Source organism: Rhodobacter sp. P2_H5, assembly GCF_056403335.1.
In genome coordinates, this window is sequence record NZ_JBFUFS010000003.1 from 306,701 (window position 1) to 319,255 (window position 12,555).

Genomic DNA, 12,555 nt, shown 5'->3' on the forward strand with positions numbered 1-12,555 from the left:
CGGGCCGGTGGAGGCCGGGCGCTCCTACCGCAAAGCCTCGCGCAGGCGGACAAGGTCGGGCAGCGTGCGGACGCCCATCTTGCGCATCACCGAACCGCGGTGGATCTTGACGGTGATCTCGCTGAGCCCGAGGTCGCCGGCGATCTGCTTGTTCAGGCGGCCGGCGGTGACCTGTTCCATCACCTGCCGCTCGCGCGGGCTGAGCGTGGCAAAGAGGCTCTGGATGCGGGCGCTGTCGTCGCGGGCCAGCCGGGCGGCGCGGTCGCGCTCGATCGCCACGGCCACGGCATCCAGCATGTCCTGATCGCGGAAGGGCTTGGTCAGGAAATCCACCGCCCCCGCCTTCATCGCCCGCACGCTGATCGGGATATCGCCATAGCCGGTCATCATGATCACCGGCAGGCAGATGCCATGCCGCGCCATCTGGGCCTGAAAATCCAGCCCGTTGATCCCTGGCAGGCGGACATCCAGCACAAGGCAGCCGGGCTGATGCGCCGCGTGGCCGGCAAGAAACTCCGGCACGCTGGAGAAGCTGCGACAGGCCAGCCCGACCGAGCGGAACAGGCTTTCCAGCACCCGGCGCAGCGAGAGATCGTCGTCCACGATATGGATCAGGGTCTCTTCGGTCATGGCGGAATCCTGATCACATCTTGCCGAAAAACTCAATCCTGAAGCGGTCCGGGCCGGCTGGGTCCGGGCCGCGCCGCCTCATATCTGGCCGGTGTCGCCGATGCGCAGCGTGAAATCGAAGCTTGCCCCGCCCTCCGGACGGGTCTGCCCGCCGATCTTGCCGCCATGCGCCTCGACGATGGTCCGGCAGATCGACAGGCCGATGCCGAGGCCGCCGCTTTTCGTGCTGACAAAGCCCTGAAACAGCCTGTCCGCCCCGCCCTCCGGCAGGCCCGGCCCATTGTCGCTGACGGTGATGCGGACAAAGGGGCCGCTCGCCACACCGGTGACCCAGATCGTGGGTTCGGGGGTCGCGGCCTCGGTCATGGCCTGCGAGGCGTTGATCACCAGATTGGCGATCACCTGCTGGATCTGGATCCGGTCGCCGAGGATCTGCGGCAGGTCGGGCGCAAGCGCCTGATGCAGCACGACCTTGCGGTGGCGCAGGTCGGCCTCCATGAAGGCCACCGCCTCGCCCACCACGCCCGCCACCGACAGGGGCGCATGGACCGGCGCGCGGTTGCGGGCCATGTCGCGGATGCGGCTGATGATGCCGGCGGCGCGGCGCGCATCGGCGACGATGCGCCCGGCCAGATCGCGCACTTCGTCAAGGTCGGGCGCGGGCCGCGACAGCCAGCGCAGCGCGGTCTCCCCCCCGATCGCGATGGCGGCGAGCGGCTGGTTCACCTCATGCGCGATCGAGGCGGTCAGCTCGCCCAAGGTCGAGACGCGCGAGGCGTGGGCGAAGACCGTCTGCAGCTGCTCCAGCTGGTTTTGCGCGGCGATCCGGGCGCTGATGTCCACAAAGCCCACGATGGCGGTGCCACGCTCTCTCACGTCCGGTGCGAAATTGATCGTGCAGAGCACGTCCACGACGCGGCCCTCCAGAGTGTTGACCCGGGTTTCCTCCGCAAAGCTCTGCGCGCCGCGCAGCCAGGCCAGAAGGGCCCGGCGGATCGTGTCCGGGCGTGCCTGCCAGATCCAGCCCATCGGTCTGAGCATGTCGTCGCGGCTTTGCGCGCCAAAGAGCGTCAGGCATTCCGCGTTGACCTCAAGCGGTTCGATGCGGGCCAGCGCCTGCGCCAGAAGCTCCGGGTCGTGGGCCAGCCGGGCGGCAGGATCGGCGACACCGGCCGCGACAAGGCCGTCGCAAAAGGCGGTGAGGCCCCGCAGGTCCAGATGGGCCAGACCGACCGGCATCGACTGGAACAGTGCGCGGTAGCGAGCCTCGCTTTGCTCCAGCGCGGCCTTGGCCAGGCTGCGGTCGGTGATGTCGATCATGCCGGCCTGGGTGAAGCCTTCGCGGCTCAGATCCTCGGGAAAGGCGACCGAGGTCAGAACGTCGATCTTGCGGCCATCCTGACTGTCGATGGTCGCCTCCAGCGTCACCGAATCCGCACCGCCCAGCCGGGCCTCGATCACCGCCAGCAGGGCGTCGCGGTTGGACCAGAGGCGCGCAAAAGGCCCGAGGAGGTTCTCGCGTCGGCCTGCGCCCAGCATGGCCACGGCGCGGTCATTGACCTCGACCACCTGCAACTGGCCCAGCGCCCAGTCCAGAAAGCCCGGGTTCTGCGCCGCATGGGCCCTGAGGTCCGCCACCCCCAGACCGCGCAGCCGCGCCAGCGTGTCGCGCATCACCCCGGTCTTCATCTGCCACATCGCGATGGGCATGTGCTGGAACAGGCTGCGGTAGCGCAGCTCGCTTTGGCGCAGTTCGGTTTCGGCCTGCTTGCGGGCGGTGATGTCGATCACCCCGACCAGGACATTGCCGCGCGCCTGATGTTCGGTGGGCCAGCAGACGGTGAACAGCGCCTCGATCCTCCGGCCATCCAGCGCCGTCAGCACGGTTTCCGCAGCCAGCTTGTCGCGCTTTTCAACCGCGGCCAGCAGCGCCTCGGCATAAAGGCCGCGGCTTTCGGCGGGCCAGGCAAAGGCGACATCGCCGCCCACCAGATCCTCGCGCGCCAAAGCGCCGAACAGGCCGAGCGTCGCCTCGTTCACATCGACCACCCGTGTGTTCTTCAGGGCCGCGTCGATCCATTCGGGATGCTCGCGCAGATAGGCCCGCAGATCGGTGATCCCTGCGGCGAAAAGCGCGCCGATCATGCCGCGCACGGCGCTGAAATCCAGCTCCCAGAATGAGGCCGCCATCGCCTGAAAGATGTTGCGGTAGCGGTGCGCGGCTTGCCGGGTGTCCGCCTCCAGCGCGGACAACTGGCCAAGGTCGCGCCCCACCTCGACGATCTCGCCCGAGGGGCGCAGGGTCCAGACCACCTCGACGGCGATCTGATGCCCCAGCGGGGTGGTACGGCGCAACTCGCCCTCCCACCGGCCCTTGGCCTGCACCGTCGCCGTCAGGTTGGCGGTGCCGAAAAGATGGTGGCCTTGCAGCAGATAGTGCAGGTTGGACCCTATCGCCTCGCCAGCGGGCACGCCGTAAAGGCGGGCGGCGGCGGCGTTCCACAAGCGGATATCTCCCGAGGCCGCGAAAACGATCACGGCATCGCTGACCAGATCAAGGATCCCGTCTTCCTCCATCCGCAAGCCTAACCCGGGTCCGGGCGACCGTCGAGCGCCCCTTCGATGCTGCGGACAAGGGCCGCGCCCTCGAACGGCTTATGAAGCAGGCAATAGGCGCCGCTGGTGCGCGCGCCGGCCAGAAGCGCGGCTTCCGTGCGCGCCGTGATCATGATCACCGGCACACCGGGCCGGGCGAGGCCGAGGCGTCGCTTCAGGTCGATGCCCGACTGGCCGGGCAGCTGGATATCGGTGACGATGCAGGCGGCGGTCAGGAACTCCGGGGCCAGCAGGAACTCCTCCACCGACCCGAAGCTGCTGGCCTTGTAGCCAAAGGACCGCAGGAAGGTGGTCAGGGCCAGACGCAGCGAGGCGTCATCGTCAACGATGGAAACGGAACGGGAGTGTGGCACCAGCCTTGGCCTTCCTGGTCTTGAGGCAGTCGCAGCCGCATGCCGCCGGCATGGCGCAGATCACCCGATATCGCCGGCTCAAAGCTCGCACGAATGGCGCGGGCGCGCCAGTATACGATGGTGTGACCGGCGGTTACGCCGGTTCAGAAGACCAGCCGCCGCGTCCGCCGCACCGCCACGAAACCCAAGGCGGCGGCGCCGATCAGGACGGCGGCTTGCGCCGCCACGAAGGCGGGCTCGGTTCCGGTGGGGGCAAGGGCGTTCAGCGGGCCGATCTTCAGGAATGACTGCACCACCAGAACGAAGGTGTTGAGGTAAAGTGCGATGGTCGCCGTCACCAGATAGACGATCCGCCATCCCCCCGCGCGGCCAAAGGCCCACAGGGCCAGGGCCGCGATCGCCAGATCGATGGTCGAAACCGCCCCCACGGCGAGGGCCGGGGTGAAACCCTTGAACGGGAACATGAATCCCGTGACGCTGGTCAGAAAGGTCCCCCAGAGGAAGACGCTGTTCCACCCGGTCAGGAACCTGCCCCCGATCACGGCCAGAAGCCAGATCCCCCCGGCTGCGATGCCCACGAGGCTGATGGCGACATGAAGAAGGGTGAAGGCGGGAAGCGAAAGGCCAAGCATCATCGAAGGATCCTCCTGTTTGGGGAAATGGGGTGGCCCTGCGGCCGAAGTTGCGGCGCTTGGCGGGCTCAGCCCGCCTGAAGGGCCGGGGTGTTGCGCACGAAACTTGCGATCAGGTCGGCGCTGAGGGCGGGATACTGGTGCTGCGGCCCATGACCGCATTCGGGCCAGCTCGCCACGAACAGGCTGGGCCATTGGTCGTTCAGCGCGTACCAGTTCTCGACCGGAAAGACGAGGTCATGGTCGCCGCAGAGCGCCAGAACCGGGATCGTGGTGGTGCGGAAGAAATTGGAATAGGCGCCGGTCGGGTCGGGAAAGGGGCTGGTCGGATCGCTCGATTCCTGCAGCGCCTTGAGGAACACCGCCGCGGGCGTCGCAAAATCCCGCGCAGCCCCCTGCACGGTCCCCCGCGCCGCGATCCGCGCTATCGAGGCATCCCCCAGAGCCCGGCTCCTGGCCGAGTTCGGCTCGAAGAACAGGATGTATTCGTCCTCGGTCGTGTAGTCGGGCTTGGTGGCGGTGGCAAAGAACAGCTGTTCGGAGGGTTTGACCATCAGCCCGGGCGGCATGGTGGCGATGGCCAGGACATGGCTGACCTTTTCGGGATGCAGTGCTGCAAAGACCATCGCGGCAAAGCCCCCCAGCGACCAGCCGCCGATGATCACCTTGCCGAGGCCAAGCGCGTCCACCAGGTCGTTCACATCCTTGGCCATGTCCGTCTTGCCATAGCTGGCCGTCCCGGTGGAAAAGCCAAGGCCCGAATAATCAAAGATGGTGACGGTGAAATGCGCGGCCAGAAGATCCAGAAACAAGGGGTCCCACATGTCCATGGTGCCGCGCAGACGGATGCAGAGCACGAGGTGGGGCCCCCGGCCAAAGGTGCGATAGGCAAGCCGGCGCCCGTCAACCTCGACGGTCCGGTTCGGCGCGTCCAGCGCGCCGGCGGCCTGGGGGACAATGTCCATCGGGATATTCCTTTCGAGTGCATGGCGCGGAGGGTGGCGGGTCCGAGTGGGTCTGTTTGGGTCGCGGCGGAACGAGCGCCGCATGATCAAAGAGTGCGGCAAGGCAGGCGCCGAACCAATCACCCAAGCGGTGCCGGCAGTCATACCTTGATATAGGTCCGGGATCGGGGGCTGACCCTCTGTAACCGGACCCCGGGGCAGGTTCCACTTTTCCAGCTAATGCTTTGGCCCTCCCGCTCGGCCCATCCCTTTGCCAATGATCGGCTTGAACAGGTCCGAAGGCGGATCGACACCCAAACGCCACGCTGTCCCCCATTGCAGCACAAGGGGAAGGTCCCACCGCTGCGCCCTGATGCCCGTCGCGCGCAAAGGGTGCGATGGGGTGAGGTCGTCGGCTGCTCAGCCCGTCACCAAGGGAAATCCAGGCTCGGCTGGCCCGGTTCTTCGCCGGTCTGCAGCCCGGACAGGAAGTCGGCCGCGGTGCGGAGGATCGCGTCCCGCTGTTCGGCGGGCATTTGCGACAGGGTGGCATAGGGCAGCGACATGCGCGGATTGCGCTGCAGGGTGGCGGCGTTCTCGATCAGGAAATTCCAGTACAGGTAATTGAACGGGCAGGCCCGCGGCCCCAGCTTGATCTTGGGGTCATAAGTGCAGCCTTTGCAGTAATCCGACATCCGGTCGATATAGGCGCCCGAGGCGGCATAGGGTTTCGACCCGAGCCGGCCGCCATCGGCATGCATGACCATCCCGTGGACATTGGGCAACTCGACCCATTCGAAGGCATCGGCATAGACGGCCAGATACCAGTCCTCGATCTGCTCCGGGGCGACGCCGGCCAGCAAGGCGAAATTGCCGGTCACCATCAGGCGCTGGATGTGATGGGCATAGGCGTTGCGCCGCGTGGTGCCGATGCACTCGGCCATGCAGCGCATCGACGTGCGGCCGGTCCAATAGAGTCTGGGCAGATCGCGCGTGGCGTTGAGGTGGTTTGACTGTGCGTAATCCGGCATCTCGGCCCAGTAGATGCCGCGCACAAACTCCCGCCAGCCGAGGATCTGGCGGATGAACCCCTCGACCGCGTTGATCGGCGCATCGCCGTCGTGGAAGGCCCTTTCGGCCCGGGCGCAAACCTCGGGTGCGGTCAGGAGGCCGAGGTTCAGGTAGGGCGAGATCAGGCCGTGGTAGAGATAGTCCTCTCCCGCCTTCATCGCGTCCTGATAATCGCCAAAAGCCGGCAGGCAGTCGGTGATGAAATGGTCCAGCGCCTGCAAGGCATCGTCGCGGGTCACAGCCCAGCCAAAGGGTTCCAGATCGCCAAAATGGCTGCCAAAGCGATCGGCCACCAGCGTCAGCACCTCGCGCGTGAGGGCGTCGGGGGCAAAGCGGCGGCGCGGCGGCGGGCGCTGGCCCCGCGGCAGGGGCTTGCGGTTTTCGGGGTCGAAATTCCATTGCCCGCCGTCGGGACCATCGGCGCGCATCAGAAGCCCGGTCCGGCTCCGCATCTCGCGGTAAAAAAACTCCATCCGGCCGGTCTTTCGCGCCTTCGCAAGGGCCGCAAACTCCGCCCGCGTGCAGAAAAAGCGGTCGTCCTCGCGGATTTCGATCGGGGCGCCCACCTCCCAGCCCTGCAGCATCTTCCACACCCGCCACTCGCTGGGTTCGGTCACGATGACCGAGGCCGGCCTGTGGCGCTGGACCGCCCGCGCCAGTTCGCGGCCAAGGTCCTGCTGATTTTCGGGGTCCTCCATCCGGACATACTCCACCCGCAGCCCCTCGGCGCGCAGCTCCTCGGCGAAGTGGCGCATGGCCGACAGCACGAAGGCGATCTTCTGGCGATGGTGCGGCACATTGCGCGCCTCGGCCGCAGCTTCGACCATCAGCACGACATCGCGTTCGGCATCCATGTCGACCAGCGAGGACAGGCCCCGCGTCAACTGGTCGCCAAAGACGAACCGCAGGTGCCGGGTCATGCCTCGCCCCTCGGGGGCGCGGGTCTGGCCGCAGCGCGGCAGCGGTGCGAGCAGTGGGTGACCGTCGCCCAATCCCGCTCCCACTTCTTGCGCCAGGTGAAAGGCAGGCCGCAGGCCACGCAGATCTTGCTGGGGAGTTCGGATTTCTTGCGCATCTTTGGCATCGGGCGGTCCTGTGGAAGCGGTTGGTGGCTGATCCGGGCCATATGGAGCGTTTTCGGGCCACGGCCACCCCGCCGTGCGACACGCCGATCCCCGGCCTTCGCAGCGGGCCGGCGTGCCGAACCGATTGTGGCGGCCCGAACGGCAGTGCTAGGATCGGGAGGCTGGGATCTTCGGGTCCGCCCCCCCGACCGGAGTGCAAAGCATGGGTCCTGCGCCGATCTTCATCCCTCTGGGTGCCACGGGCCGCAACCGAGAGCAGGTCGCTGCGCGGTGCCGTCGATGAGGGCGCTGGTGCTGGGGGCAAGCGGCGGGATCGGCAGCGCGATGGTCCGGGAGTTGGGCGCGCGCGGGGCCGAGGTGATCGGCCTGTCGCGGCGCGGCGATGGGCTGGATCTGACCGATCAGGACAGCGTCGCGCGCGTCGCCGCACAGGTGGACGGCACCTTCGATCTGATCTTCAACGCGACCGGCGCCCTGCAGATCGGCGATCAGGGGCCGGAAAAGACGCTCAACGCCATCGATGCCGGGGCCATGGCGCGCCAGTTTGCGCTCAATGCGATCGGGGTGGCCCTGGTGCTGCGCTACTTTTCGCCCGCCCTGCACCGATCGGAGCGGGCGGTTTTCGCCTCTCTCTCCGCGCGGGTGGGGTCGATTGGGGACAACCGGCTCGGGGGCTGGATCAGCTACCGGGCTGCCAAGGCCGCTCAGAACCAGATCATCCGCACCGCCGCGATCGAGATCGCGCGCAAGCGCCCCCAGTCGATCGTCGTGGCCCTGCATCCGGGCACCGTCGAGACGAGCCTGACCACTGCCTATGCCGGCAACCGCCCGACCCTCTCGCCCCAGCACGCGGTGCAGGCCCTGCTGGCGGTGATGGACCGCCTGACGCCCGCCGACACCGGCACGTTCTGGGATTGGAAGGGCGCGCAGGTTGAGTGGTGAGGCCAGAGCCCCTGCCCGCGCGCATCGCCGATGCGGCGCCTGATCTGCTGCCGGTGTCGTGGACCTCGAAGACAAGACCGCTCGCAAGGGGCTGCAGCCCAATCGTGAAGAGACGAAAGTCCCGCCCCTTTTCGTAGCGCGGTATGCTGATCCGTGAAGGCCTGCCGGGATGCGTTTCTGGTCATGGATGCCTTGGCGATGGTGGTCTGGCGACGCGGGGCGGCTGACGCGCTGAAATAGTCCTTCCACGAGAACAGGCGGCGGGTCGGGTCGCGCTGTGGCCAAGCGGCTCCGCTCCACTACAGTTCATGTATATGCTAGGCGCATATTTTGCATTTTACATGTTTGTCATTCCCTCCCACAGTCAAGGTCTTGTCAGGCAGAAGGCCTGACCTTTCCTCGGCACGGCGCGGGGCCAGCGCCGTCCGGGCCACCATGCGCTGACGGGGGCATCATGACGACGGGCTGGAACTTTCACGAGCTTTACCTCTGGCACAACACCGGCAGGGCCGCGCTGTTTTACCCGCCGGGCCTTGCCATCGAACCGGGAGAGCATGCCGAAAACCCCGAAACCAAGCGGCGTTTCAAGAACCTGATGGAGGTCTCCGGCCTGACCGACCAGCTGGTGCCGCTGAAATCCACCCCGGTGACGGCGGAGGATCTGGGCCGCTTCCACACCGCAGAATACATCGCAAAGATCAAGGCTTTGTCGGATGGCCAGGGCGGTGACGCCAGCTACCTCACCCCCTTCGGGCCGGGCAGTTACGAGATCGCCTGCCTGTCGGCGGGGGGGACCTTTGCCGTGCTGGATGCGGTCCTGTCGGGCAAGGTGGAAAACGGCTACGCTCTGGTGCGCCCGCCGGGTCACCATGCCGATGCCGACCGGGGCCATGGCTTTTGCCTCTTCGGCAATATCCCGGTGGCGATCCTGAAAGCGCGGGGTCTGCACGGCTTCGGGCGGGTCGCGGTGGTGGACTGGGATGTCCATCACGGCAACGGCACGCAGGGCGCTTTCTATGAAGATCCGGGCGTCCTGACGATTTCCCTGCATCAGGAGGGGCTATATCCCCATGACAGCGGCCATCTGGGCGACCGGGGCAAGGGCGCGGGACTGGGCTACAACATCAACATCCCCCTGCCGGCAGGTTCGGGCCATGGCGCTTATCTGGCGGCCTTCGACCGGGTGGTGATCCCGGCGCTGGAGAAATACCGGCCTGATCTGATCATCGTGGCCTCGGGCTTTGACGGGTCGGCGGCGGACCCTTTGGGGCGCATGATGCTGTACTCCGAAACCTACCGGCAGATGACCCGCAAGCTGAAGGCGGCGGCGGCAGATCTGTGCGGCGGGCGGCTGATGATGACGCATGAGGGCGGCTATTCGGCGGCCTATGTGCCCTATTGCGGGCTGGCGGTTGTCGAAGAACTTTCGGGCCTGAAATCGCCGATCGACGACCCTTTCCTCGGCGAATACGCGGGCTATCCCGGCCAGGAGCTGCGGCCCTGGCAGAGCGAGGTGATCGACAAGGCGGCGGCGCTGCTGGACGGCCTGCGTTAAAGGGCCACAAGGCAAAGGGGCAGCGGTTGGCGCTGCCCCTTTGCGCAAGTCCGAGGCGCCCCTCAGGTGGCGCGGGCCAACACACCATTCAGGATCGACCGCGCGGCACGTTCCGCGATCAGCACGGTCGTCGCGTTGATATTGCCCGAAATCATCCGTGGTATGGCCGAGGCATCGGCGACGTAAAGCCCCTCGATCCCGTTGAAGCGCAGGCTGGAACTGTCCACCACCGCCCCGGCATCGCTGCCCATCCGGCAGGTCCCGGCGGCATGGTACAGCGTCATGCAATGGCCCCGGATGTACTGCGCAATCTCCTCATCGGTCTGGCAATCGACCGAGGGCTGCATCTCGCCATCCAAGAGACCGGCCAAGGGCTCCGAGGCCGCGACCCGGCGCTGGATCTTGATCGCCTCGACCATGGTGGCAAGGTCGCTGCCGCTTGGGTCCGAGGTGAAATAGCGCGGGTCGATATCGGGGTATTCGACCGGATCGGCGGAACGCAGACGGATCTCGCCCCGGCTGTTGGGGCGCTGCAGGGTGGCGTGAAACACCATCCCGGGACGCGAGCTGAGAAAGCGGCCATAGTCGCGGTGCGGCGAGACGGCGCCGTAAAGCTGCAGATCCGGTTCCACATCCGGGCGCGAGCGCACATGCGCCCCCGCCGAAACCCAGGCCGAGGTGCGCGGGCCGGTCTTCTTGTCGCGCCATTCGGCGAAGGTCTCGTTCAGGAAAGCCTCATCCCAGGCGCCGATGCCTTCGGACGCCTTGGTGTAACAGCTGAAGGCCACGTTGATATGATCCTGCAGGTTCTTGCCCACCTCGGCCACGTCCAGCACCGGGGCGACGCCGACGCCTTTCAGCTCCCCTGCCGGGCCAAGGCCGGACAGCATCAGGATCTGCGGCGTGCCGATCGCACCTGCGGCCATCACCACCTCGCTCGAGGCCGCAACCCGGGTCAGTACCCCCTTGTCGAGGTATTCGACCCCGGTGGCCCGGCCGCCTTCGACGATGACGCGCGTGATCAGGACCTTGGTCTTCAGCGTCAAGTTGGGGCGCGAGAGCACGGGTTCCAGGAAGGTGCGGCTGGTGCCGGCGCGGGCGCCCTCCTTGATCAGCATCTGGAAGAAGCCGAAGCCCTCCTGGCTTTCGCCGTTGAAATCGGGGTTGGACGGATAGCCCGCCGCAGCCCCGGCCTCGACCCAGGCGTGTTCGTAGGGGTGCAGATAGGGGCTGTCCTGCACATGCAACAGCCCCGAGGTGCCGTGAAGGGCGGAGGCCCTATGGTTCTGGTTGTTCTCCATCGCGATGAAGTCGGGCAGCACATCGGCCCAGGCCCAGCCCTTGCAGCCCATCTCCGCCCAGGTGTCGAAATCCGACGGCAGACCGCGGATGTAGATCATCGCGTTCATGGCGCCCGAGCCGCCGATCATCTTGCCGCGCGGCCAGAAGATCCGCCGCCCCCGGCAGCCCGCCTGCGCCACGGTGTAATAACCCCAGTCGGCCGAGGTGTTGAACAAAGTGACCCAGTCCGAGGGCACCTTGGCGTTGATCGGCTGCTCGCCCCCCGCCTCGAGCAAAAGCACCTTGCGCGCCGGGTCGGCGGACAGCCGGTTGGCCAGGACCGAGCCCGCAGAGCCCGCGCCGACGATGATTGTGTCGTACATCTGATTACTCCTTGCTGGCAGCAGCGGCGGCCCGCGCGCGCCTTTTGCCCATGAAATCCGCCAGCCGCCCGACGATGCCGCGCGGCAGGGCCACCACGCTGACCGCGATGATCAGGCCAAGGCCGAGGGTGCGGAATTGCCCCATGTCGCGCATGAACTCATCCGCGACCATCAGGAGGACGGTCCCGATCACCGGCCCCCAGAACGACCCGATCCCGCCCACCACCGTGATCGCCATGATGAAGAGAAGGGTCGCGACCGAGAAGATATTCGGCCCGATCGCATTGAAATGCGCGGCATAAAGCCCGCCGGTCAGCCCGGTGAAAAAGGCTGAGATGCCAAACACCAGAAGCTGGGTGTGAAACCGGTTGATGCCGCGGGCGATGGCGTAGCCCGGGTTGTCGCGCAGCGCCTTGAAGGCCAGGCCCATCGGGCTGTGGATGATGATCCACGAAGCGAGCATGGTCAGAACGAAGCCCGCCAGCACGATGGCATAATTGCCCAGGACCCAGTTGCCGCGCAACAGTTGACGCATCCCGAAATCGCCGAAGCGCGCAAACCCCGCCGGCCCGCCGGAGAATTGCAGGCAGGTCGTGCCCTGCATCCGGAAGCAGGCGGTGTCGGTGGTGATTAGCAGGTAGATCACATTGGCGATGGCAAAGGTCAGAAGCGCCACGTAGACGCCCTGCAACCGCAGACAGGCCAGCCCCACCAGAACCGAGAAGACCGTGGCCAGCACCGCCCCCGCCGCAATGGCGCCCCAGATCGGCCAGCCAAAGTAGATCGAGGTCATCGCCGTGCCATAGCCACCCATCGCAAAAACCGCCATCTGCGCCAGGCTGAACACCCCGGCATAGCCGAACAGCAGGTTCCATTGCGCCGCGATCGAGGCCCAGAACAGCCCGACAATCAGCTGGCCGATCAGATACTTGCTGTCGATCATGAAGGGGGCGGCGACGGCGATGATCAGAAAGACAAGGCCAATGGCGATGTCGAGCCGCACCCTGGGATCAAGCCCATTCCTTGGCGGGTTCTGCGGGATGTCTTGGGGAATATCGGTCAT

At 66.5% G+C, this 12,555-nt stretch carries 11 protein-coding genes; 2 read left to right on the forward strand and 9 right to left on the reverse strand.

The window, feature by feature from the left end:
• Positions 1–24: 24 nt before the first annotated feature.
• The 7 genes from AC1DVR_RS05600 to AC1DVR_RS05630 all read right to left on the reverse strand — a co-directional run bounded on the left by AC1DVR_RS05600 (position 25) and on the right by AC1DVR_RS05630 (position 7,372).
• Positions 25–630, reverse strand: coding sequence for a response regulator transcription factor (locus AC1DVR_RS05600; RefSeq protein WP_477999552.1), 606 nt, complete (start codon positions 628–630; stop codon positions 25–27).
• Positions 631–708: 78 nt separating this feature from the next.
• Positions 709–3,207: a PAS domain-containing sensor histidine kinase gene (locus AC1DVR_RS05605; RefSeq protein WP_477999553.1), complete on the reverse strand. Its 2,499-nt coding sequence runs from the start codon at positions 3,205–3,207 to the stop codon at positions 709–711.
• Between the two features lie 8 nt (positions 3,208–3,215).
• Positions 3,216–3,599 carry a response regulator transcription factor gene (locus AC1DVR_RS05610; protein WP_477999554.1) on the reverse strand — a complete coding sequence of 128 codons (384 nt, stop codon included), beginning with the start codon at positions 3,597–3,599 and terminating at the stop codon, positions 3,216–3,218.
• A gap of 143 nt (positions 3,600–3,742) precedes the next feature.
• Complete coding sequence (locus tag AC1DVR_RS05615; protein WP_477999555.1) at positions 3,743–4,234, reverse strand: hypothetical protein; 492 nt, start codon at positions 4,232–4,234, stop codon at positions 3,743–3,745.
• Between the two features lie 65 nt (positions 4,235–4,299).
• Positions 4,300–5,196, reverse strand: coding sequence for an alpha/beta fold hydrolase (locus AC1DVR_RS05620; protein ID WP_477999556.1), 897 nt, complete (start codon positions 5,194–5,196; stop codon positions 4,300–4,302).
• 407 nt (positions 5,197–5,603) lie between these two features.
• Positions 5,604–7,166: a cryptochrome/photolyase family protein gene (locus tag AC1DVR_RS05625; RefSeq protein WP_477999557.1), complete on the reverse strand. Its 1,563-nt coding sequence runs from the start codon at positions 7,164–7,166 to the stop codon at positions 5,604–5,606.
• Positions 7,163–7,372: a DUF2256 domain-containing protein gene (locus AC1DVR_RS05630; protein WP_477999558.1), complete on the reverse strand. Its 210-nt coding sequence runs from the start codon at positions 7,370–7,372 to the stop codon at positions 7,163–7,165. The genes AC1DVR_RS05625 and AC1DVR_RS05630 overlap by 4 nt, the downstream gene beginning before the upstream one ends.
• Positions 7,373–7,610: 238 nt before the next feature.
• Here AC1DVR_RS05630 and AC1DVR_RS05635 point away from each other — a divergent pair, with 238 nt between their 5' ends.
• Both AC1DVR_RS05635 and AC1DVR_RS05640 read left to right on the forward strand, forming a co-directional pair.
• The gene (locus AC1DVR_RS05635) at positions 7,611–8,273 is read left to right on the forward strand and encodes an SDR family NAD(P)-dependent oxidoreductase (protein WP_477999559.1); all 663 of its coding nucleotides are present in this window, start codon (positions 7,611–7,613) and stop codon (positions 8,271–8,273) included.
• A 454-nt stretch (positions 8,274–8,727) separates the two neighbouring features.
• Positions 8,728–9,828: a class II histone deacetylase gene (locus AC1DVR_RS05640; protein WP_477999560.1), complete on the forward strand. Its 1,101-nt coding sequence runs from the start codon at positions 8,728–8,730 to the stop codon at positions 9,826–9,828.
• 62 nt (positions 9,829–9,890) lie between these two features.
• On the opposite strand, the gene AC1DVR_RS05645 is transcribed toward AC1DVR_RS05640, so the two are convergent.
• Positions 9,891–11,492, reverse strand: coding sequence for a GMC family oxidoreductase (locus AC1DVR_RS05645; RefSeq protein ID WP_477999561.1), 1,602 nt, complete (start codon positions 11,490–11,492; stop codon positions 9,891–9,893).
• Between the two features lie 4 nt (positions 11,493–11,496).
• On the reverse strand, positions 11,497–12,555 hold the full coding sequence (locus tag AC1DVR_RS05650; protein ID WP_477999562.1) for a branched-chain amino acid ABC transporter permease: 1,059 nt from the start codon (positions 12,553–12,555) through the stop codon (positions 11,497–11,499).

What these genes read in the sequence shown, in the direction of transcription:
- AC1DVR_RS05600 (WP_477999552.1), bottom strand. Translation starts at nt 630, where the DNA reads ATGACCGAAGAGACCCTGATCCATATCGTGGACGACGATCTCTCGCTG.
- AC1DVR_RS05640 (WP_477999560.1), top strand. Translation starts at nt 8,728, where the DNA reads ATGACGACGGGCTGGAACTTTCACGAGCTTTACCTCTGGCACAACACC.
- AC1DVR_RS05635 (WP_477999559.1), top strand. Translation starts at nt 7,611, where the DNA reads ATGAGGGCGCTGGTGCTGGGGGCAAGCGGCGGGATCGGCAGCGCGATG.
- AC1DVR_RS05625 (WP_477999557.1), bottom strand. Translation starts at nt 7,166, where the DNA reads ATGACCCGGCACCTGCGGTTCGTCTTTGGCGACCAGTTGACGCGGGGC.
- AC1DVR_RS05650 (WP_477999562.1), bottom strand. Translation starts at nt 12,555, where the DNA reads ATGACCGATATTCCCCAAGACATCCCGCAGAACCCGCCAAGGAATGGG.
- AC1DVR_RS05620 (WP_477999556.1), bottom strand. Translation starts at nt 5,196, where the DNA reads ATGGACATTGTCCCCCAGGCCGCCGGCGCGCTGGACGCGCCGAACCGG.
- AC1DVR_RS05615 (WP_477999555.1), bottom strand. Translation starts at nt 4,234, where the DNA reads ATGATGCTTGGCCTTTCGCTTCCCGCCTTCACCCTTCTTCATGTCGCC.
- AC1DVR_RS05605 (WP_477999553.1), bottom strand. Translation starts at nt 3,207, where the DNA reads ATGGAGGAAGACGGGATCCTTGATCTGGTCAGCGATGCCGTGATCGTT.
- AC1DVR_RS05630 (WP_477999558.1), bottom strand. Translation starts at nt 7,372, where the DNA reads ATGGCCCGGATCAGCCACCAACCGCTTCCACAGGACCGCCCGATGCCA.
- AC1DVR_RS05645 (WP_477999561.1), bottom strand. Translation starts at nt 11,492, where the DNA reads ATGTACGACACAATCATCGTCGGCGCGGGCTCTGCGGGCTCGGTCCTG.